The sequence below is a fragment of the Streptomyces sp. NPDC041124 genome (assembly GCF_055592385.1).
The window spans coordinates 451,160-471,432 of sequence record NZ_JBVIYR010000005.1; the positions used below are offsets into that span (position 1 = coordinate 451,160).

The window sequence follows — 20,273 nt, forward strand, 5'->3', positions numbered from 1 at the left end:
TCGGAATCGAGTCGGCCGTTGAGCCGGCGTGGTCTGCTCATAGCCGGTGGGGCCCTGGCCTCCACAGCCGGCACCACACTGCCTCCCCGGGTGTCCCCTGCCGGGGGAGGGGGCAGGTCCGGCGGGGCCGCAGAGGGGGACGACTCCGGACGAGCGGCGAAGATCGACGTCCACCATCACTTCACCGCCCCGGAATGGGTGGAGTGGGCAGAGCGCGCGGGGGTGGTCCGCAAGGCGGACCTGCTCTGGTGGGCGCGCTGGGACGAGGACGCCACACTCGCTCTCATGGACCGGACGGGAATCGCGACCGCCGTCCTCAACCCCACCATGCAGGACCGGTACCGTTCCGCGGCGCAGGCCAGGGAAGGCCTGTCGGTTCTCTTCGACGCGCTGACCGGCTTGACGCACCGGCACCCGGGCCGTTTCGCCTTCCTCTGCCCGGCCCTCCTGGACCACCCGGACGTCACCACGTGGGCGCTCGAGCGCGCCTACGACGGCCTCGGCGCCGTCGGAGTGAGCGTCAAGGCGAACCACAACGGCGTCTACCTGGGCGACCCCTCGTACGACCGCTTCCTCGCCGAAGTCGACGAACGTTCCGGCGTCCTCTTCACCCACCCGCTCGACCTTCCGGGAAAGCCACCGGGAGTGCCCACCGTCGCCGGGGTCCCGAACTTCATGTGCGACTTCCTGCTGGACACCACGCGCGCGGCGGTGAACCTCATCCGCACGCGGACACTCGACCGGTACCCGCGGCTCTCGGTCGTCCTGCCCCACGCCGGCGGATTCCTCCCGCAGATCGCCACCCGTCTGGAGGCCTTCGGCGACCACTGCGCTCCACCCCTCGACCCGGGCCGGGTGCGGGACGTTCTCCACCGCTTCTACTACGACACCGCCGGCCCGCTCGCCCCGGCGTGCACCCTCGTGGAGACGGCCGGCGCCGACCGGATCCTCTTCGGCACGGACTGGCCCGCCGCCTCCGCGGAGATCATCACCGAGTTCACGGTGCCGGCCGTCGAGGCCGACCACGCGTTCACCGAGCACCAGCGTCGCGGCATCTATCGCGGCAACGCGCGGCGACTCCTGCCTGCCCTCGGCGCCGTCCGCGAGGGGACTTGATAGGCAAGTGAACGCTTGCCTATAGTGGGGTGTGGCCGAAGACCTGTTCAAAGCGTTGGCCGATCCCACTCGCCGCGTCATCCTCGACGAGCTCGTCGAGAAGTCCGGACAGACCCTGTTCGAGATCTGCTCGCGGTTGGCCATGAGGCATCAGCTCGCGATCTCCCGCCAGGGGGTCTCCCAGCACCTCGCCGTGCTGGAGGCCGCGGGGCTGGTCGAGACGCGACGGGAGGGCCGCTACAAGTTCCATGACCCGAACACGGCTCCGCTGCGGCAGATCGCCGAGCGGTGGCCCCTGCCCGACCCGTCCGGTCCCGAGGAGAGCACACCATGAGGATTCATCTGACCAGCGTCTTCGTCGACGACCAGGCGGAGGCCCTCCGCTTCTGCACCGAGGTCCTCGGATTCGCGAAGAAGCACGACGTCCCGGTGGGGGAGAAGGACCGCTGGCTGACCGTCGTGTCGCCCGAACAGCCCGGCGGCACGGAACTCCTCCTGGAGCCCGCGGGCCACCCGGCCGCCAAGGCCTACCGCGACGCGCTCGTCACGGACGGCATCCCGCTCGCCCAGTTCGCCGTCGACGACGTCGCGGCCGAGTACGCGCGCCTGCGCGACCTCGGAGTGCGCTTCACCCAGGAGCCCCTGGAGATGGGGCCCGTGACCACCGCCGTCTTCGACGACACCTGCGGCAATCTGATCCAGATCGTCGCGCAGCCGGGCTAGAAGGCGGATGCGCGTCGGGGGGCCTCCCGGATCCACCGGTCCGGCCGTCTCGCCGGGCCGGTCAGTTCTGCCGGGCATGCACCGGGTTGTTCGCGACCTCCTCCGGGCACTTCTGGTGCGGAGCGCGCGTTCGCCGGTCGCGCCACCAGTCGAGCGAGGCCAGGACCAGCGACGCCAGCATCATGGTGAGGGCGGCGCTCAACGCGATGGCGAGGGCCACCGGGTAGTCGTCGGTCCTGCCGAGCACGAGATAGAAGAGGCCCGGCAGCGCCGCGGTGCCCACCGCGGCGCCGAGGCGCTGACCGGTCTGCAGCGCGCCGCCGGCCGCGCCTGCCATCCGCACCGGTACGTCGCGCAACGTCATGGTGATGTTGGGGGAGACCACGAAGCCGCTGCCGATACCTCCGATGAACAGGGCGGGGGCGGCGATCCAGGGAGCGATGTCCAGCGGCGCGAAGCGCAGCAGCAGAGCGGTCGAGCCCAGGCCGACGATCACGCCCGCGAGACCCCACACGGTGAGCAGGCGGCCGAACCGGTCCACCAGCCGGCCCGAGACCACGGCCGCACCCGCCGATCCCAGGGCGAACGGGGTGACGGCGAGGCCCGACCGGAGGGGCGAGAAGTCCAGACCGTGCTGGTAGAAGAGCGCGAAGACGAGCCAGACGCCGCTGAAACCGAGGAAGTAGAGCGTGCCGACGCCGGCGCCGACCGCGTAGCCGCGCACCGTGGTGAAAAGCCGCGGATCCAGCAGCGGCTGCCGATCCCGGGCGACGAGGCGGCGCTGCCGCCGGACGAAGACGGCGAGGACCGTGACGCCGACCGGGAACATCCACCACAGGCGGCTCAGTCCGCCGGACTCCGCCTGGACCAGGGGGTACATGAACGCGAAGACGCCGAGGCCGAGGAGCAGTACGCCGGGCCCTTCCACATGTCCCCGGCCGGACCGCCGGGTGCGGGGAAGCAGACGGCGTCCGAGCAGCACGGCGAGGATCCCGATGGGGACATTGACGTAGAAGACCCAGCGCCACCCCTGCGGCTCGCCGGCCAGCGCGAGGATCGTGCCGCCGATGACGGGGCCGGAGGCGGAGGAGATGCCGACGGTGGCTCCGAAGTAGCCGAAGGCGCGGCCGCGTTCCGCCCCACGGAACAGCTGCTGGATGAGTGCGGAGTTCTGGGGCGCCATGAAGCCTGCCGCCAGGCCCTGGGCGAGGCGGGCCACGACCAGGAGCGCGATGTCGGGCGCGGCCCCGCAGGCCGCGCTGAAGACCACGAAACCGCAGAGGGCGAGCAGGAAGATGCGGCGCCGGTCCAGGGCGTCGCCCAGCCGGCCGGCGGTGACGAGGGCGAGGGCGAACGTGAGGGAGTAGCCGGACACCACCCACTGCACCTGGGCGGGGGAGGCGTGCAGGTCGTTCTGGATGGTCGGCAGGGCGACCGCCACGATCGTGACGTCCAGCAGGCTCATGAATCCGGCCACCAGGGTGACCCACAGGGCCCGCCACCGGCGCGGGTCGGGCCGGTAGTCGTCCCCGAGGGCGCCGGGCTCCCGGTCGCCCGCCTCTGACGTGGTCACATGGAGTCCTCTCGCAGGCCCGGCCCGGGCGGACAGGTTCCCCGGCCGGGGCGCGAGCACACCCTCCCGCCTGCAAACGGGTCATCCTCGGGACGTGACCGCCGCCCCCGTACCATGGGACAACCGACGGGCCCGTTCGAGGACGGCGCGCAGGACGCTCAGTCGAGACAGAACTCGTTGCCCTCGACGTCCCGCATCACGATGCAGGACTCGTTGTACTCGTCGGCGAGCAGGACTCGCTCCTGTACCGCGCCGAGCGCGACCAGGCGCTCGCTTTCCGCCTCGAGTGCGGCGAGGCGCTCCGCACTCACCAGTCCGGTGCCCACGCGCACGTCGAGGTGCACCCGGTTCTTGACGGCCTTCCCTTCGGGGACGCGCTGGAAGAACAGGCGCGGGCCCACCCCCGAGGGATCGCCGCAGGCGAACGTCGCACCCCGCAGCTCCGGCGGCAGCGAACGATCGAAGTCGCCCCACGAGGCGAACCCCTCCGGCGGGGGCGGTACGACGTACCCCAGCACCTCGCACCAGAAGCGAGCGACACGCTCGGGTTCCGCACAGTCGAAGGTGACCTGAAACTGCTTGATCGCTGACATCGGCGCACCATAGCAGGCAAGCGCCGGGTCCCATGTCCCCCTGCGGTCCCGCGTGTTGGCGTGGTACCTGCCTCCCGCCGCCTGCGCGGCGCGGGGGCGCTCCACGAGGCCGCAGGGGCGCCCGGCACGGCTGACCCGTGTGCGGCCGAGACCTCGGCGTTCCCCACCTGACTGTGCCCCGGGTGGCGCCCCCGGTGTGCGCGACGGGTGCCGTGACGGCATAGTGGTCCCGGAAGGCGCGGGCCGCTGCGGCGGTCTCGTCGCCCGTGCGTTGGTCGTCTAAGGAAAGACGTCCCGCTTCCCGCGGGGAAATGCAGGTGCAAGGCCTGCCCGACGCTCCACCGCGAGCCCCGTTCCCTCCATGGCGGGGACCACGTGATCGGAGCCGGTTCCGGCTCCGGCCGGCCTCCCGCGGGGCCGCACGCCGCCCGCCGGATGCCCCTCGGCCTCAGGGGCCGCTGGGCAGCCGGCGCTTGTGGTCGGTGAGGCGGTAACGGCGGACGATGGTGTCGAAGGCCTGCTGATCCACGGGCTTTCCCTCGAGGAAGTCGTCGATGGCGTCGTAGCTGACGCCGAGCGCGTCCTCGTCGGCCTTGCCCTCGTCGAGGCTCTCCAGATCGGCGGTGGGGATCTTCCACACCAGGCCACCTGGTGCGCCGAGAGCGTCCCCGAGGGCTCGTACCCGGCGTTTGGTCAGGCCGGCCAGCGGAACCAGGTCGGCGGCGCCGTCACCGAATTTGGTGAAGAAGCCGGTGACCGCCTCGGCCGCCTGGTCCGTGCCGACCACCAGCCCGTCGTGCGCGCCGGCCACCGCGTACTGGGCGATCATGCGCTGGCGTGCCTTGATGTTGCCGTGCACGAAATCCTGGTGGCGGGCGTCTCGGAAGTTCACCCCGGCGGCCAGCGTGGCCTCCAGGGCGGCGTCGCAGGCGGGCTTGATGTCCACGGTCAGTACGTGGTCGGGCCGGATGAAGGACAGGGCGAGCTGGGCGTCGTGCTCGTCCGCCTGGACGCCGTAGGGCAGACGCATGGCATAGAAGCGTGCCTCGTGTCCGCCGGCGCGCGCCCGTTCCACGGCGAGCTGGCACAACCGGCCCGCCACAGTGGAGTCCACACCACCGCTGATGCCGAGCACCAGGGCGCGCAGACCGGTGGAAGTGAGCCGCTCGGTGAGGAAGGCCACCCGGCGCTCGATCTCCTGTTCGGCATCGAAGACCTCGTCGACACCCAGGTCCCGGGCGATCTCCTGCTGTAGGGCGATGACCGCCGACTCGTTCACGTCCGCTGCTCCTCGTTCCGCTCCCGACGTGCTGACCAGACTCGCTTACCCGGGAGCCGCCCGGCGAATCCCCAGCACCCGTGTCGCCGCCCGAGGCGACGGGACCTCCGCGCGGCGGCTTGGTCCACGGCTCCGACCAGGTAAGACGGGCAGGTCAGGTGATGCCGCCCGATCTCGGGGAAAAAGATGCGGCACCTGACGGGAGGTTGCGGTGAAGGGTGGAGATGTGGAACTGGGCGAGTTGCTCGCCGCTGCGGAGGCGGCACCGCCCGGCGAGTCCGTCGACGTGGTGGCACACGATCTGCAGAAGCGGTTCGGTGCGGCGCGCGTGTCGTTCCTGTTCGTCGACCTCGTCGGTCAGCGGCTGGTCCGTTTGACCGCGCCCGGCGCTGAAGTCGCGGACTCCGACGAGCCGATCGCTCTGCAGGGCAGTGTCTACGACCGTGTACTGCAGAGCCAGCGCCAGCTCGTCGAGCCGGACGGCCAGGGGGGATGGCGCGTCATCACGCCGGTCACCAACCGGGGCGACTGCATCGGGGTGCTGGAGGTGACCCTCCAGTCCGCCGACGACACCGTCCTGCGGCAGGTCCGCGACGCTGCCCACGCGCTGGCCTACATCATCGTCACGGACCGCCGCTTCACCGACCTCTACCACCTGGGCCGGCGCACCACCGAGACCAGCCTGGCCGCGGAGATCCAGCACCAGCTGCTCCCCTCGGCACCCTGCTGCGAGGCAGCCCAGTTCACCCTCGCCGCCGGGCTGGTCCCGGCGGACGACATCGGCGGTGACACCTACGACTACACCCTCGACCGGGACACCCTGCACCTGTCCGTCACGGACGCCATGGGCCACGACACCAACTCGGCCCTGCTGGCCACCCTGCTGATCGGCGCACTGCGACGGGCACGCCGCAGCGGATGCGACGCCCTGCTGCAGGCCGAGCACGCGCACCAGGCCCTGCTGCGCCACAGCCGTGGCCTGGCCACCGGCCAGTTGTTCTGTATCGACCTGGGGACGGGGCTGTGCGAGCTGGTCAACGCCGGCCATCCCCGTCCCCTGCTGCTGCGTGACGGCACCGTCGAGGAGGTCACGCTCTCCGTCAACCTGCCGTTCGGGGTGGCGGCGCCGACCCCCTACCGTCTGCAGGAGATGCAACTACGGCCGGGAGACCGTCTGGTCCTGCTCACCGACGGAATGCAGGAACGCGGTGCCGCAGCCGTCGACCTGGCCGAACTCGTCCGTGGCAGCCGCTCGCTGCACCCGCGGGAAGCGGTTCGGAGCCTGACCGCCGCGGTGCTCGAGGCCTGTCACGGTCATCTCAGGGATGACGCCACGGTGGTGATACTCGATTGGCACGGTGCAAAGCGAAGACCGGATGAGCGCTGACAGGCATGCGGCTCGTGCGTGCAGCGGCGCGGACGCGCCGGGGGAGGACCGCCGAGTCGCCGGCGCCCCGAGTCGCCGGCGCCCGGGGCGCCGATCAGCTCGACCCCGCGGGTACCGGCTCAGGCATGACGGCGACCGGTCGTCCCGCGTTCGACTCGGCATCGGGGGTCCTCCGCCGGCTTCGCGCCGCCTGCCGCGGCGGTGCGACCTCGCGGTGCGGGAGGCGCTCCTCGTCCTGCGGACGCCTGCCCCCATTCCCGGTGGTCCCCGTGACGGAGGCGTTCCTGGGGGAACACACGAACAGCTCGTGAGCCCCGATCAGAGCGAGCAGGCGTTCGACCGCAGGGCTGTTCGCGCATATGGCGAGGGTCTTGCCCTGACTCAGAGCCCTCTTCCGCGCGTCGAGCAGGAGGTTCAGCCCGGAGCAGTCGCAGAAGGCAACCGCGCTCAGGTCCAGATCGATTCCCTTGGCCGACCCGCGCAGCGCCTCCTGGAGCTCGTACCGGATGTGCTGCGCTCCGAAGTCCAGTTCACCGCGTACCGACATGCGCACCCGGTCCCCGTCCGGCGTGACATCGACCGTGGCCGGGCGCGGCGGCACGGACGGCCGCGCGGAGGGCGCCGGCCCTGGCCGAGTCATCCTCGACTCCACGTGACGGTCCGTCTCCATCGCAGATCGCCTCCCCGCGCCCTACGCCGACTGATACATGAAATGTAATACGTGCTTTTGATTACATGAACAACGGGTCGGTAAAGTCGGAGTATGGATGGAGTGCCCGAGTCACACACCGGATGGACGTTCCTGACCAACCACGCCCGTGTGCTGGCCGTCATCGCCGACAATCAGAGTGCCCGCATCCGGGAGATCGCCGCGCATTGCCGGCTCACCGAACGAGCGGTCCAGAAGATCATCGCCGACCTGGAGCGGGACGGCTACCTGTCCCACACCCGCGAAGGCCGAACCAATACGTACCGGATCGAACCAGGCAGAGTGCTGCGTCATCCCGCGGAAGCCGGACTGACGGTGGCATCGCTGCTGTCCTGGCTCGTGAAGGATGAGACCGACCGTGCCAGGGAGCTCGGCGGCCGGCGCCCACAGGAGCACGGGGCGCGCGAGGACTGAACGCCGGCCGCGGGGCGGCCCATCGCCGTCGTGAGCCCAACTCCCTCGGGATCCCGATCGCTTGGTCTGCCCGACCAGGGGTAGTCGATAGGTCCTCAACGACCGACTGGGCGGAGCCCGAGGGGAGACGGACCATGGAAGTGCGTCAGACGCATCGTGGTGAACAGCTCGGTGATCTCGAACCCGGCACGCGGCAGCGCGCCGCGTTGCGCGCACGCGTCGTCGACATCGCCTCGCTCGCGCTGTGCGTGGTGCTGGCGCTGTGGGCGGTGTGGAGCGTCGTGGGCCTGGCGCGCGGCGTGACCGGCTGGGCGTACAGCGGGGTGGCCTGCACACTGCTGGCTGTCGCTCTGATCGCCCGGACGGTGGGAATTCGACGCCGCAGCCTCCGGTCGGACCGATAGGGGGCCGGCGGAGCGGCGCGTGGCCTTCCCCGGCCACCCCCGGGGCATGACGGCTCGACTACGGGATAGACGGAGCCGTAGGACAGGGCGGTTGTTCACGCGAAGTGGCGCTGCGTCGACGGTGGGCGGGAGTCTGAGCCTCTTCCGGGAACACGCGAGTTGAGGAAGGGGTCAGCGCATGACGGTGGTCGCGCGACAAGGAGGAGGGGGAGGCTCCAGCGGCCTGTACGACGTGCTGGAACTGATCCTCGATCGGGGGCTCGTGATCGACGCCTTCGTGCGGGTGTCTCTGGTCGGTATCGAGATACTCAAGATCGATGTCCGGATCGTGGTGGCCAGCGTCGACACGTATCTGCGTTTCGCGGAGGCGTGCAACCGTCTTGATCTGGAGGCCGGACCGCGCAAGCCGGCCGGACTGACCGAACTCCCCTCGCGGCTCCAGGAGTCCGGGGCGCGCGGCATGACCAAGGGTGTGCTGTCCGGGGCCGCGCAGACGATATCGGACGCCTTTCAGCAGGCCCGGGACGAGACGCGGCACAAGCGCGGGGCACGCAGCGGCTGAGGGCTGTCGACCCGGAGCAGCCCGCACCCGGGGGCGGCGCGACCACCTCGGTCGTGCTGCCCCCGGTGCCTGGCGCTCGAGGGGCGGAGGCCCGCACGGGAGTGATCTCCCGTGCCCGACATCGACGCGGTGCGGAAGTTGGCGTTTTTCCGCTCTGACCGAGTCCGCCACGTACGCCCACAATGGCAGGGGCATGCTCAGAGGAGGCCGCCGTGAGTCCCCTGCGTTCCGAGACGCTCCCGTGGATCGCCGTCCGGGCCGTCGTCGTACTGGCCCTGCTGCTCGGCTGGTCCGCCGCCTTCGCGCCGACTTCTCACGCGGCGGAGCGAGCGGGCCGGCAGGCGGCCGTCGCAGTGCGCGGGGGTGACACCCTCTACAGCAGCGGCATCCGCTGCACCGTGGGCTTCAACGCCCGCTCGGGCTCCGTGCCGTACGCGCTCCTCCCGGGCCGGTGCGCCCAGGGCGTCCACACCTGGTACGCCGACGCCGCCCTGACCGTCCCGGTCGGCGTCACCGTGGGAGTGAGCTTCCCGGGCAACGACTACGCGAGCATCCGGTACACCAACACGGCGGTCGCCTACCCGGGCGAGGTCTCACTGGGTTCGGGTGCCGGGGTCCGCGACATCACCGGCGCGGCGAACCCCGTCGTCGGGCAGTCGATCTGCCACGTCGGCCGGATCTCCGGACACCGCTGCGGGACCGTCCAGGCCGTGAACCTCACGGTCAACTACGGCGGGGGAGCCGTGTACGGACTCTTCCGGTCCACCATCTGTTCCGAGCCCGGAGACGCCGGCGGTCCGGCCTTCGCCGGGAGCACGGCTCTGGGCATCATCGTCGGGAGCGGCGGGAACTGCGGCTCGGGGGGCCACACCTACTACCAGCCGGTGACCAAGTGGCTCGCGGCGTACGGACTGAGCGTCTACTGAGAAGCCCGGGCACCTCGGAAGGAGCCCGACTCGCAGTCGTGTGACGTGCTCGCGCACGGCGGTACGGGCGAGCTTGGTCAGCATCGCCCTCACGCGGCACGAGCGGACGATGACCTGACGGCCCCGCCGGACGGCCCACCGGTGATCCGGCACGTCTCAGGGGGATGGGGGATAGGTCAGGGAGCCGTCGCGGACCTGCGCGTGGGGAGTCAGGACCGCAGGCTTCGCCGACGCGCCCGACATGATGTGCACGACCTCCACGCCGGAGACGAGCAGCGCGTCCGTGATCAGTCGCCGATGGCACCGCCACGGCACCGCCTCGCTGCACATGATCGCGGGCCGTTCGTGCCGAGCCAGTTCACGGAGTTCGGCCAGACCCCCGGCGAACTCGTCGGTGCTCATGTAGTCGGCGTAGTCACGGAACGCTTTGACCTGCCATGCGCCGTTGACACTCGGAGTTCCCTTGGGCGTGTGACGGCGCCCTCCCAGTTCACGGATCCAGCGGTACCCGATGTCGGCCGGCAGGGCGTCGACGACGGCCGGCTGGTTCCACTGCGGGTGTTTCCTGGAGGAGGGGAACGACCGGACGTCGACCAGGCAGGTGACCCTGTTGGCTCGCAGCAGGCCGAGTACCTCGTCGAAAGTGCGTGTCGAGTGTCCGATCGTGAAAACGCGGTCGGTCATTGCGCTGCCTCGGAACGTTACGCCGTCGAAATCCCGTAGTGCACGTCGTGCGTGGGCCGTGTCGACGGGCTTGCCGCCGCCCGTCTCGTCGTGCCGGGTATCCCCGGTCGCTACCTCCAACCGCCGCAGGAGGGCCCGGGCCCGTGACCGCATGCCTCCTGCCTGGTGCGGCTCCGGAAACCGGCACCTGCCCGGTGCGTGGTCATCGATGTGATTAGTCATTTTCATGAGTACGATGGGGTGCCGACAGGGAGAGAGGCATCGAGGAGGCAATCCCATGGCACTACGGCACGCCGTGCTGGCGGCGCTGCTGGACGGTGAGCTCAGCGGCTATCAGCTGGCCAAGGCCTTCGACGTGGGTGTGGCCAACTTCTGGTACGCCCAGCCGCAGCAGCTCTATGCCGAACTGACCCGGCTGGAGAAAGAAGGGCTGGTCGCCGGCCGCGAGGTGGTGCAGGAGAGCCGGCCGAACAAGCGGTTGTTCCACGTGACCGACGCCGGCCTCGCGGAGCTGGAGACCTTCACCGCCGCCGCCGCGAAACCGGCCTTCATCCGGGACGACCTGCTGGTCAAGGTCCAAGCCGCCGAGCGTGTCGACACCGCCGCCCTCGTCGCCCGGCTCACCGAGCGTGCCCAGGTCGCCCAGGCCAAGATCGACCTCTTCGGGTCACTGCTGCGCCGCCTGCGCGGCGACCGTACGGAGGACGAGTTCCTCCGCCACGGCGACCGGATCGGCCCCTACCTGACCTGCCTGCGCGGCGTGGCCTTCGAGCAGGAGAACCACGACTGGTGCGTGCGCACGATCGCCGTCCTCGAAGAGAGGCGGCAGAGCCATGCCCCATACTGACGCCGTGTACGTGCGGTACGTCGCCCTGGGGGACAGCCAGACCGAGGGCCTGGGCGACGGCGACGACATCACCGGCGTGCGTGGCTTCGCCGACCGCCTCGCTGAGCAGCTCGCACGGTACGAGCCATCCCTCCAGTACGCCAACCTGGCCGTCAGGGGCCGCCTCGCCGGACAGATCCACGCCGAACAGCTGGCGCCCGCTCTTGCTCTGCGCCCCGACCTGGCCACTGTGGTCGCCGGCGTCAACGACCTGCTGCGACCCCGGTTCGACGCGGACGAGGTCGCCGGCCATCTGGAGGCCATGTTCGCGGCACTCACCGCACGGGGTGTCCACGTGGCCACGATCACGATCCCGGACCCCGCACGCATCAGCCCGCTCGCACGCCCCCTGGTCCCGCGCGTGACGGCACTGAACGAGCGGATCCGCCAGGCCGCCCGCTGCCACGGGGTCACCGTCGCCGATACCGCCCTCCACCCCGTGGCCGGTGACGTCCGCCTGTGGTCCTCCGACCGCCTCCACGCAGGCCCACTCGGCCACGAGCGCATCGCCGCCGCCCTCGCCCATGCCCTGCGCCTGCCCGGCAGCGACGACACCTGGACCCGACCCCTGCCGCCGGCCCCCTCCCTCACAGGCTGGCACCTCGCCACGACCGAACTCCGCTGGGCCACGGGCTTCCTGGGGCCCTGGCTCGTCCGGCGCCTGACAGGCCGGTCGTCGGGGGACGGGCGCACCGCCAAGCGCCCCGCCCTCCTCCCCGTACGGACGGACGGCAGCCCCCCGTCGAAGGCCGACGCCCACTGACCGCGACGGGAGCGGACGCCTGCGGGGGAGGGTGCCGTGCCCGGGATCATGGAGCCGGCGCCCCGGCACACCGCACGTGTGATGTCGGACGTGTGCGGAGCGAGCCGACCGGCACCCGACCCGACCGGGGGTTCCCCAGGTGGTCCCGTACTCCGAGTCCCGTTCAGATGACCTGTTGCCGCTGCTCGCCCGCCTCGGGGCGGCTCCGCGTGCGGAACGTGCGGCGGTAGGTCTGCGGGGGCAGCCCGACCGCGCGGTTGAAGTGCCGGCGCAGTGTAGTTGCCGTGCCCATCCCGGTGGCCGCCGCGACAGCGTCGACGCTCTCGTCGGTGGTCTCCAGCAACTCCTGGGCGCGTCGTATGCGTTGGACGAGCAGCCACTGCAACGGAGTGGTACCGGTCGCGGCCCTGAAGTGCCGTGCCAGGTGGCGCGAGCTCATCCGCGCCCGGCGGGCCAGGTCCTCCACCGTCAGCGGCTGGTCGAGCCGTTCGAGCACCCAGGGGAGCAGCTCGACGAGGGGATGCCGTTCCGTGACGGGCACCGGGGCGGTGATGAACTGGGCCTGGCCACCGTCCCGGTGCGGCGGCACGACCAGCCGGCGGGCGACCGCGTTGGCGGTGGCCGAGCCCCGGTCGAGGCGGATGAGGTGCAGGCACAGGTCCATGGCGGCGGCCTTGCCGGCGGAGGTGAGCACGCTGCCGTTGTCCACGTAGAGGACGTCCGGGTCCACCTCGACCTTCGGATGGCGGTCGGCCAGGGCCCGTGTGTGCGCCCAGTGCGTGGTCGCACGCAGCCCGTCCAGCAGGCCGGCTGAGGCCAGCACGAAGGCGCCCGTGCACAGGGACACCAGGCGGGCGCCCGCCTCGTGGGCCGCGCGCACCGCGTCGACCAGGTCGGCGGGCGGGGCCTGGTCGATGTCGGCCCAGCCGGGGACGATCACGGTGTCGGCCTGGGGGAGCCAGTCGAGTCCGCGGTCGGGCTCGAGCAGGAACCGCTCGGCCCGCACCGGGCCGGGCGCGCAGACGACCAGGCGGTACCACGGGCCTGCCACGCCGTCCGGAAGCGACCCGAACACCTCGTAGGCCAGAGCCAGTTCGAAATGCAGCATCCCGTCGGTGACGGCCAGCGCGACAGTGTCCATGTCCGGAAGTGTACGGGGCACGTCGTTCCGGACACTGGTACGCGACCCCTGCGCCCGCCACTATGGTCGCGACGGAGCCGAACGGATCATCGAGCGAAGGAAACAACCCATGACGACGGGGACCAGGGTCGCTGTGTACGGCGCGTACGGACACACCGGACGGTTCGTGGTGGCGGAGCTGAAGGAGCGCGGGTTCATCCCCCTGCTCTCCGGTCGCGACGCCGGCAAACTGAAGGAACTCGCCTACGAGACCGGCCTGCAGGAACACCCCGCATCGGTCGACGACCCCGCTTCGCTCGACCGGATGCTGACCGGTGCGGCGGCCGTGATCAACTGTGCCGGGCCCTTCGCCACGACGGCCGCACCGCTGATCGAGGCGGCCCTCCGGGCCGGGATCCCGTACGTGGACGTGGCGGCCGAGATCGAGGCCGTCGCCGACACCTTCACCCGCTTCGCCGGCCGGGCACGCGAGTCCGGCGCCGTCATCGTTCCCGCGATGGCCTTCTACGGCGGCCTCGGTGACCTGCTGATCACCGCTGCGATGGGCGACTGGACGGTCGCCGACGAGGCGCACATCGCCTACGGGCTGAGCAGTTGGCACCCCACCGCCGGGACGCGTGCCGCGGGTGCGGTCTCCCGGCAGCGTCGGGACGGCAGGAGCGTCAGGTACCGCAACGGGCGGCTGGAGTACCACCAGGACGACCTGCCCACCCTGGAATGGCCCTTCCCCGCCCCGATGGGGCCACGGGCCGTCATCGGCGAGTTCACGATGGCGGACGTCGTCACCGTCCCCAGCCACCTGTCCATTCCCGACGTGCGCACCTACATGGCGGTCGAGGCGGCCCGCGACATCGCCGCCCCGGACACGCCCGCACCGGCGGCGGCCGACGAGCACGGGCGCTCCGGGCAGACCTTCCTCGTCGATGCCGTCGTGCGCTCCGGCGCCGGCGAACGGCGCGCGGTGGCGAGGGGCCGGGACATCTACGCCGTCACCGCACCGCTCGCCGTGGAGGCACTCGCCCGCATCCTCACGTCCCGGACCAGCACGACCGGTGTCGCGTCCGCCGGCGACCTCTTCGACGCACCCGACTTCCTCCGAGCGCTGGCCCCGCACATCACCCTGGACCTGCACCACTGACAGGTGGTCCCTCATCCGTGCCCTTCGACGGCCGTCCCGGGAAGCCCTTCCACCGGACCCCCTCGCGCGGCCATGGACGCGAGAGGGGCCCCGCCGGGGGCCGACCGCCACGCGACCGCCGTCGGCAGGGTGGGCGCAGACAGGGGCGCGAACAGTCGGCGCCACTTCGTCTAGACCTATTGTGTCTAGACCTCTTGCCCTGCCCGGGACGCCCGGGCTACGTTTCCCGCTGTCCGGAGCACTGCCCGATTCCTTCAACTCCCTTGGCAGCAAGGCTGGAAGGAGCATGTCCGCATGCAGGAGCGGAGTCTGTCCCGACGTACCGTCCTCGCCTCCGCGACCATGGCCGCTGCGAGTGCAGTGGGCCTCGTGGGCATGGCGGCCACCCCGGCGGTCGCGCACCAGCGCGACAACCGCCTCAAGAAGATCATCTCCAGGATGAGCGTCGAGGCGAAGATCGGCCAGCTGTTCGTGCCGTACTTCTACGGTGCGTCCGCGACTTCTCCCAGCCAGTTCGACCAGGACCGCAACCTCAGGGAACTCGGCGTCCGTACCCTCGCCGAGCTGATCGCCAAGTACCACCTCGGCGGCGTCATCTACTTCCACGGCTGGACGAACAACATCCACAACCCGCGCCAAGTAGCCGACTTGACCAACGGCGTGCAGCGGGCCTCGCTCACCCTGCCCACCCCCATCCCCTCCCTGATCTCCATCGACCAGGAGCACGGGGTCAACGTCCGCATCGGCAGCGGCGCGACCCAACTGCCGGGCGCGATGGCGCTCGGCGCGGGCCGCTCGCTCTCCGACGCGCGCACCGCCGGACGGATATCGGGCGCCGAACTCGCTGCTCTGGGCATCCATCAGAACTTCGCCCCGGTCGCCGACGTCAACGTCAATCCGGCCAACCCCATCATCAACGTCCGGTCCTTCGGCGCCGATGCCCGCGAGGTCGGTCGCATGGTGGCCGCTCAGGTGACGGGTTATCAGCAGGCCGGCGTCGTGGCCTGCGCCAAGCACTTCCCGGGCCACGGGGACACGGCGCAGGACAGCCACACCGGACTGCCCGTGATCACCCACACGCGCGAGGAGTGGGACCGCATCGACGCCCCACCCTTCAAGGCCGCGATCGCCGCCGGCGTCGACTCGATCATGACCGCCCACCTTCAGGTCCCCGCGCTCGATCCCAGCAACGAACCGGCCACCCTGTCGCCCGCGATCCTCCAGGGCGTCCTGCGTGACGAGCTCGGCTTCGACGGCGTCATCGTCACCGACGCCCTCAACATGGCCGGCGTGCGCACCAAGTACGGCGACGACCGCGTGCCCGTCCTCGCCCTCCAGGCCGGCGCCGACCAGCTGCTGTTCCCGCCGGACATCGACGTCGCCTACAACGGCGTCCTGACGGCCGTCCGCAGCGGGGAGATCACCGAGGACCGGCTCGACGAGTCGGTCCTGCGCATCCTGCGGGTCAAGGACAAGGCCGGTCTGTTCCACGGCAGTCCGTACGTCTCCCCGCGGGAAGTCGACCGGGTCGTCGGCGCCCGCGTGCACCGACGCGCCGCCGCCCGGATCGCCGACCGCACCACCACTCTGCTGGTCAACAGGGACGAGGTGCTCCCGCTCCGCCGCGAACAGAGGAAGCTGCTCGTCGTCGGCGCCAGTCCGGCCTTCCCGACCGACGACACCCGCACCTCCGTACCCGAGCTGGCCAAGGCGTTCGACGAACTGGGCTACAGCACCACCCACCTCGTCACCGGCCGGGCACCCGACGCGGTGAAGATCGACGAGGCCGTGGCCGCCGCCCGGGGACGGGACGCGGTGGTGGTCACCACGGACAACGTCGGCGCCACCAGCGCCCAGCGCACGCTGGTATCCCGGCTGCTCGCGACGGGGGTCCCCGTCGTCCACCTCGCGGTGCGCAACCCCTATGACATCGCCCACCTCGGCGACGTCCCCGCCTCGCTGGTCTCCTACTGCTGGACCGAGGTCGAACTGCGCGCCGCCGCACGGGTGATCGCCGGCCGGGTGGCGCCGCGGGGCAAACTTCCGGTGCCCGTCCAGCGGGCCGACGACCCCACCCGAGTCCTCTTCCGCTCCGGTCACGGCCTGTCGTACGACGACTGACATGCACGTCCCCGCACAGGACCTGGTGAGGGGAACGACCGGAGCGGAAAACCGCTCCGCTGAACGGCAGGTGACGGGGTACACGGGGCGGCATGGCATCGAAGACCGAACGCGTCATGTCCCTGCGGGCCGTGCGGCAGCTGCACCGGGTCCGCGCCTTCTACAGGGGAGGCGTCCTGCTGTGGGCGGCACTGACCGCCTGGACGGGCTGGCAACTGCCCGGAAGCCGGCAGATGTGGGTGTCCGCCCTCCTCCTGGCCGTCTTCACCAGCCTCCTGCTCATGTCCTCCGTGTGGCTGCAACGCCTCCGGGCCGCCCGCTCGCACGAACCCGCGCACCACGCCTCGTCACGGAAGACGGTAGGCACCCGCCGCGCCCACGCCTGAACACCCGTCGGCCTCCGCCGGCAACCGCCCGGCCTGTCCCGGACAGGCCGGGCGGTACCGAAGAGGCCGTTGTACGTCTACGGAGACGATGACCGGGCATACGGGCTTCACCCCCTTGAGAGGAGCTCATTCCATGCTCGGCATAGTCGCTGCGGTGCTGTTCTTCGTTTCCTTTCTGATCAACGCGGCCGACCTCAGTACCAACGATGTGTTCTCTTCGACGAACGTGATGCTGCTGGGGCTGATCGCTCTGGCCCTGCACGTGGCCGGAATCGGCAGCGGCCTGTCCCGCAGACGCTGACCCCACGCCGCTTAGCGAGTCCGGTGACGGTCCGTCACCGGACCCGCGAAGGCACGTCCTGCCGCACACGACGCAGCGCACCGGAACGGCGCAGCGCCGCTGCCCCTTCCCGCTCAGCCCGGACCGCAGCGGCCGAGAGCGGCACGAACCCGGTTGAGACCTTCCCCTCTCCAGTGGTCCCGATCAGGCATCTGGTCGTCTCGGCGCCACCGCCAGGCGGAGAACATCGCCCAGGTCAGGGCACGGCACCGGTGCATCAGGTCCTGGTCGGCTCCCGGATAGTGCTTGCCCACGTCTTCGGGCGCATGGGCGAGGTCGAACTCGACGGGCCCGCGGCAGCAGGTGGCGAGGTCCACGAAGAGCGGCCCTCTTCTCGTGTTCAGGACATTGCCCGGATGCGGCTCGCCGTGCAACAACTGTTCGCCGGCATTCTCCCCACTGATCGCGGCGCTCAGGCCACTGAGTGTGCCGCTGAGGAATGCCCGGTCAGGGTCACACAAATCGGGGGAACGTTCGCGGGCGTTCACCTCTCTCAGTGCCGCGGCAACTCGATCGGTGAAGCGCGGTGCCTCCACATCGATCCGGCGCAGGGCGGCGTGGTGCCGCAGGAACACGTCCGCGTAGTCGGCCGGCGTGATCTCCGACCCCACCGGTTCGTAGTAGGTCCACAACGAGATGGCGAAAGCATCCCGCACATGGACTCGGGGCTCGACCCGGGGGTCGAGTTCGGCCACCGGAGCGTCGACACCTGCGAGTCGGCGAGCAACCTCTACCTCGAACTCGGAGTCGGCCAGCTGCCCGAGGGGCGCGACCCGAGCCAGGACATCACAAGGGGCCAGACGCAGCGCGACGCGGTCCGAGTTGTGGATGACGGTCGCATCGTCGACCCGAAGGCCCAGCTCCGAAGCAGTCACCCGGCCTGCCTCCGTCGCGCGGCGGAGTTCTGATGGCTCCATCCCGGCCTTCCTCGCTCTTGAATGCGTGCATCTCCGGAGACAAAAACGGGGCACCTGTATGCCTTCGCGGACATCCTCTGGTGCCTGAGCCGGTGCCGGCGACGAGTATCGCAGAGCAGGACCCTTACAGACCCGGGGATTTGTTCAGCCCATCAAGCCGATCAAGTACACACAGCTTGTCCCGGGGCAGCGTGGTGTGGGGTCAGCATCGGTGCCAGGCCAGGTCCGCTTGGCGGCCGCCCGACTCGTCGCTCAGTGGCCTCTCCCGGAGCGAACGATCACGGCGCACGAGCCTGACGATGCGGCGCCTCGCCCCGCTGTTCGGCGTCTCAGCGTCCGGTGACGCTGCCGCTCGGCCCGGCACCGTCGGCAAGAGCCTTGGCGGCTGGTTCCCGGTTGGTGCGGAAGCGGCGCAGGTACGACCGTGCCATGGGGCCCGGCGGGACGCCCCGGGCGAAGGCCCGCATGTTGCGTTCACCCGTGTTGTATCCGAGCGCGAGGAGTTCGTCGCGCGTGTAACGGCGTACGTGCTGCCTGGGGAGGCTCTGGTCGAGGTCCTTCAAGTGCAGGGCAGCCGTGCGGATCGCGAAGGCGGGGTCGTCGCGCAGGTCCTGCCATGGCCCCGACAGGCCGTGCCTCCTACGGACCCGCTCGAACGTCGCCCGGTGCATGTTGGCCACGCCGAAGGACGCCCCGGGCTTCCACCACTGCCACAACCGCTCGAGCAGGGGATGGTGCGGTTTGTACGCCTCGTTGTGGAGCACGGCCATCACGAGCAGGGGGGAAACTCCGGCCTCCCGGGCACCGCTCAGGACGACTGTGGCGTAGTCGGCCGGCGCGTAGTCTCCGCGACGCAGCGGCGGCGTCGGGGCGTCCCGACGCTCCACGGTTCGGGACTCTTGCTTCGCCGCCGGCATCGATTGTTCGGGCATGGCGCTCGATCACCCCTCCACCGTCCTGAACCGTCCTGAGGTGCACCTGCCCCCGCGGCCCCGCCCCAATCCCGATCTGTGGCGCATCGGCACGAGCCCTGCGGCGGCGAAGTCGGCGAGCTCAGAGCGGCGCTGCCGCTCATCCGAGGCGAGGTCTGGTCCGGGCGGGACGGAGCGTCATGGAGTACGCGCTTGACGCAGCGGACTCGCCCGCTGGGCGATGGCCGCCCGCTCGAGTCACGCCTCGGACCCGAGCGGACCGATCTCCGGGGGTGGACCCTTTCGCTGTCAGCTCAGTCCGAGGACACCCATGGCGTGCTCGGCCATGCGCCGCTCTCCGAGAGCGTTGGGATGGACGGGGACCAGGCTGCCGCCGAAGAGCAGCGGCTCGATCCAGCGCGTGCCGGCGGCCTTGCACGCGTCGTGGCCCTCGGAGATTCGGGCGAAGTCCACATAGGTGGCGCCGGACTCTTCGGCGGCGCGCTCGACCGCCGCGTTCAGGTGTGCCTGTATGTCGCGCAGGTAGGGCACGTCACCGGCGGCTATCGGCAGCTTCGCGAAGCAGGACGGGTCGGCCTCGGCCGGTGTGATCCACGGGTAACCCAGGACCGCCACGCGGGCGTTGGGCGCCTTTACGCGCACGGCGTTCAGGGCGCCCTTCAGCGCGGGGTAGGTGTTTTTCTCGATCTGGTCGTTGAAGGAGGTGCCGTGCATGTTCTTGCAGGGGCTGCCCTTGCCTCCGGTGAGGACACCCGCGGTGCCGCAGGCGGTGATGGCGTTGATGAAAGTGCCGTTGTCGTTGCCGCCGATCGTCAGCGTCACCAGGTCGGTGTCCGCGCTGAGCGCGTCCACCTGGGGTGCGGTGCCGGGGTACTGCGAGGCGGTGAAGTCCTTCGTCCGGGCGGCGCCGCAGGTCACGTCCTTCAGGCGGGCGCCGGTCCGGGCTGCGATCACATGGGGGTAGTTCGCGGTGGAGCGCAGGCACAGAAGGTTGGTGGGATCCACGGGCAGTACGCCCGAGCCGGCGCTGTAACTGTCGCCGAGGGCGACGTACTCCAGCGACGCGGAGGCGTGGGCGGAGCCGCTCGTGAGGCCGAGGGCGAGCGCACCGACCAGTGCGACTGATGCGGTCATGACATTTCTGGGGGCGGGCTTCGGCATGTCATCCATCTCCTGGGGGCGGAACTGTGGGCGCGGCAGCCGGTGGTGCACGCCGACGGTGGAACGGAGCGGTTCGAACGGGGGAGGGCCGGACTACGCAGTTACCGGACGGTTCTAC

The 20,273-nt window shown here is 70.7% G+C and carries 23 protein-coding genes; 14 read left to right on the top strand and 9 right to left on the bottom strand.

Annotated elements, in window-relative coordinates; translation table 11 throughout:
• The first annotated feature begins 90 nt into the window (after positions 1-90).
• Genes ACZ6A9_RS16940 through ACZ6A9_RS16950 form a run of 3 tightly spaced genes read left to right on the top strand, consistent with a single transcriptional unit; the run spans position 91 to position 1,839 of the window.
• Positions 91-1,116: an amidohydrolase family protein gene (locus ACZ6A9_RS16940; RefSeq protein WP_468985542.1), complete on the top strand. Its 1,026-nt coding sequence runs from the start codon at positions 91-93 to the stop codon at positions 1,114-1,116.
• A gap of 31 nt (positions 1,117-1,147) precedes the next feature.
• Positions 1,148-1,450 (top strand): ArsR/SmtB family transcription factor, encoded by a 303-nt coding sequence (locus tag ACZ6A9_RS16945; protein WP_468985545.1) that lies wholly within the window; start codon positions 1,148-1,150, stop codon positions 1,448-1,450.
• Complete coding sequence (locus ACZ6A9_RS16950) at positions 1,447-1,839, top strand: VOC family protein (RefSeq protein ID WP_468985547.1); 393 nt, start codon at positions 1,447-1,449, stop codon at positions 1,837-1,839. The genes ACZ6A9_RS16945 and ACZ6A9_RS16950 overlap by 4 nt, the downstream gene beginning before the upstream one ends.
• Before the next feature lie 61 nt (positions 1,840-1,900).
• Here the strand turns inward: ACZ6A9_RS16950 and ACZ6A9_RS16955 are convergent, their stop codons facing one another.
• The 3 genes from ACZ6A9_RS16955 to nadE form a co-directional block, all read right to left on the bottom strand.
• Complete coding sequence (locus ACZ6A9_RS16955; protein WP_468985549.1) at positions 1,901-3,412, bottom strand: MFS transporter; 1,512 nt, start codon at positions 3,410-3,412, stop codon at positions 1,901-1,903.
• Positions 3,413-3,570: 158 nt separating this feature from the next.
• Positions 3,571-4,005 (bottom strand): VOC family protein, encoded by a 435-nt coding sequence (locus ACZ6A9_RS16960; RefSeq protein ID WP_468985551.1) that lies wholly within the window; start codon positions 4,003-4,005, stop codon positions 3,571-3,573.
• A gap of 448 nt (positions 4,006-4,453) precedes the next feature.
• The gene (gene nadE, locus ACZ6A9_RS16965; protein ID WP_468985553.1) at positions 4,454-5,284 is read right to left on the bottom strand and encodes an ammonia-dependent NAD(+) synthetase; all 831 of its coding nucleotides are present in this window, start codon (positions 5,282-5,284) and stop codon (positions 4,454-4,456) included.
• A gap of 211 nt (positions 5,285-5,495) precedes the next feature.
• On the opposite strand from nadE, the gene ACZ6A9_RS16970 reads away from it, so the two are divergent.
• On the top strand, positions 5,496-6,671 hold the full coding sequence (locus ACZ6A9_RS16970) for a PP2C family protein-serine/threonine phosphatase (RefSeq protein WP_468985556.1): 1,176 nt from the start codon (positions 5,496-5,498) through the stop codon (positions 6,669-6,671).
• 94 nt (positions 6,672-6,765) lie between these two features.
• Here the strand turns inward: ACZ6A9_RS16970 and ACZ6A9_RS16975 are convergent, their stop codons facing one another.
• Positions 6,766-7,218 carry an STAS domain-containing protein gene (locus tag ACZ6A9_RS16975; protein ID WP_468985559.1) on the bottom strand — a complete coding sequence of 151 codons (453 nt, stop codon included), beginning with the start codon at positions 7,216-7,218 and terminating at the stop codon, positions 6,766-6,768.
• Between the two features lie 216 nt (positions 7,219-7,434).
• Between ACZ6A9_RS16975 and ACZ6A9_RS16980 the strand changes: the two genes are divergently transcribed.
• The 4 genes from ACZ6A9_RS16980 to ACZ6A9_RS16995 all read left to right on the top strand — a co-directional run bounded on the left by ACZ6A9_RS16980 (position 7,435) and on the right by ACZ6A9_RS16995 (position 9,686).
• Positions 7,435-7,794 (top strand): helix-turn-helix transcriptional regulator, encoded by a 360-nt coding sequence (locus ACZ6A9_RS16980; protein WP_468985563.1) that lies wholly within the window; start codon positions 7,435-7,437, stop codon positions 7,792-7,794.
• A 134-nt stretch (positions 7,795-7,928) separates the two neighbouring features.
• Positions 7,929-8,198, top strand: a complete 270-nt coding sequence (locus ACZ6A9_RS16985; RefSeq protein ID WP_468985565.1) for a hypothetical protein — start codon at positions 7,929-7,931, stop codon at positions 8,196-8,198.
• Positions 8,199-8,376: 178 nt separating this feature from the next.
• Positions 8,377-8,760, top strand: coding sequence for a gas vesicle protein GvpJ (gene gvpJ, locus ACZ6A9_RS16990; protein ID WP_468985567.1), 384 nt, complete (start codon positions 8,377-8,379; stop codon positions 8,758-8,760).
• A 212-nt stretch (positions 8,761-8,972) separates the two neighbouring features.
• Positions 8,973-9,686, top strand: coding sequence for a S1 family peptidase (locus ACZ6A9_RS16995; RefSeq protein ID WP_468985570.1), 714 nt, complete (start codon positions 8,973-8,975; stop codon positions 9,684-9,686).
• Positions 9,687-9,842: 156 nt separating this feature from the next.
• On the opposite strand, the gene ACZ6A9_RS17000 is transcribed toward ACZ6A9_RS16995, so the two are convergent.
• Positions 9,843-10,370, bottom strand: a complete 528-nt coding sequence (locus tag ACZ6A9_RS17000) for a DUF488 domain-containing protein (RefSeq protein WP_468985573.1) — start codon at positions 10,368-10,370, stop codon at positions 9,843-9,845.
• Positions 10,371-10,647: 277 nt separating this feature from the next.
• Between ACZ6A9_RS17000 and ACZ6A9_RS17005 the strand changes: the two genes are divergently transcribed.
• Both ACZ6A9_RS17005 and ACZ6A9_RS17010 read left to right on the top strand, forming a co-directional pair.
• Entirely contained in the window at positions 10,648-11,217 is a 570-nt protein-coding gene (locus tag ACZ6A9_RS17005) for a PadR family transcriptional regulator (protein WP_468985575.1), read from the top strand.
• Positions 11,204-12,019 (top strand): SGNH/GDSL hydrolase family protein, encoded by an 816-nt coding sequence (locus ACZ6A9_RS17010; RefSeq protein ID WP_468985578.1) that lies wholly within the window; start codon positions 11,204-11,206, stop codon positions 12,017-12,019. Before ACZ6A9_RS17005 ends, ACZ6A9_RS17010 begins: the two co-directional genes overlap by 14 nt.
• A gap of 163 nt (positions 12,020-12,182) precedes the next feature.
• On the opposite strand, the gene ACZ6A9_RS17015 is transcribed toward ACZ6A9_RS17010, so the two are convergent.
• Positions 12,183-13,160 (bottom strand): helix-turn-helix domain-containing protein, encoded by a 978-nt coding sequence (locus ACZ6A9_RS17015; protein WP_468985580.1) that lies wholly within the window; start codon positions 13,158-13,160, stop codon positions 12,183-12,185.
• Between the two features lie 109 nt (positions 13,161-13,269).
• Here ACZ6A9_RS17015 and ACZ6A9_RS17020 point away from each other — a divergent pair, with 109 nt between their 5' ends.
• The 4 genes from ACZ6A9_RS17020 to ACZ6A9_RS17035 all read left to right on the top strand — a co-directional run bounded on the left by ACZ6A9_RS17020 (position 13,270) and on the right by ACZ6A9_RS17035 (position 17,106).
• Complete coding sequence (locus tag ACZ6A9_RS17020; RefSeq protein WP_468985583.1) at positions 13,270-14,298, top strand: saccharopine dehydrogenase family protein; 1,029 nt, start codon at positions 13,270-13,272, stop codon at positions 14,296-14,298.
• A 294-nt stretch (positions 14,299-14,592) separates the two neighbouring features.
• Positions 14,593-16,419 (top strand): glycoside hydrolase family 3 protein, encoded by a 1,827-nt coding sequence (locus ACZ6A9_RS17025; protein WP_468985588.1) that lies wholly within the window; start codon positions 14,593-14,595, stop codon positions 16,417-16,419.
• Between the two features lie 92 nt (positions 16,420-16,511).
• Positions 16,512-16,805: a hypothetical protein gene (locus tag ACZ6A9_RS17030; protein ID WP_468985591.1), complete on the top strand. Its 294-nt coding sequence runs from the start codon at positions 16,512-16,514 to the stop codon at positions 16,803-16,805.
• A gap of 133 nt (positions 16,806-16,938) precedes the next feature.
• Complete coding sequence (locus tag ACZ6A9_RS17035; protein WP_228969347.1) at positions 16,939-17,106, top strand: hypothetical protein; 168 nt, start codon at positions 16,939-16,941, stop codon at positions 17,104-17,106.
• 113 nt (positions 17,107-17,219) lie between these two features.
• Here the strand turns inward: ACZ6A9_RS17035 and ACZ6A9_RS17040 are convergent, their stop codons facing one another.
• The 3 genes from ACZ6A9_RS17040 to ACZ6A9_RS17050 form a co-directional block, all read right to left on the bottom strand.
• Positions 17,220-18,062, bottom strand: coding sequence for a phosphotransferase (locus ACZ6A9_RS17040; protein WP_468985595.1), 843 nt, complete (start codon positions 18,060-18,062; stop codon positions 17,220-17,222).
• 329 nt (positions 18,063-18,391) lie between these two features.
• Positions 18,392-18,949: a lytic transglycosylase domain-containing protein gene (locus ACZ6A9_RS17045; RefSeq protein ID WP_468985598.1), complete on the bottom strand. Its 558-nt coding sequence runs from the start codon at positions 18,947-18,949 to the stop codon at positions 18,392-18,394.
• Between the two features lie 333 nt (positions 18,950-19,282).
• Positions 19,283-20,155, bottom strand: a complete 873-nt coding sequence (locus ACZ6A9_RS17050; protein WP_468985600.1) for an SGNH/GDSL hydrolase family protein — start codon at positions 20,153-20,155, stop codon at positions 19,283-19,285.
• Positions 20,156-20,273 lie beyond the last annotated feature (118 nt).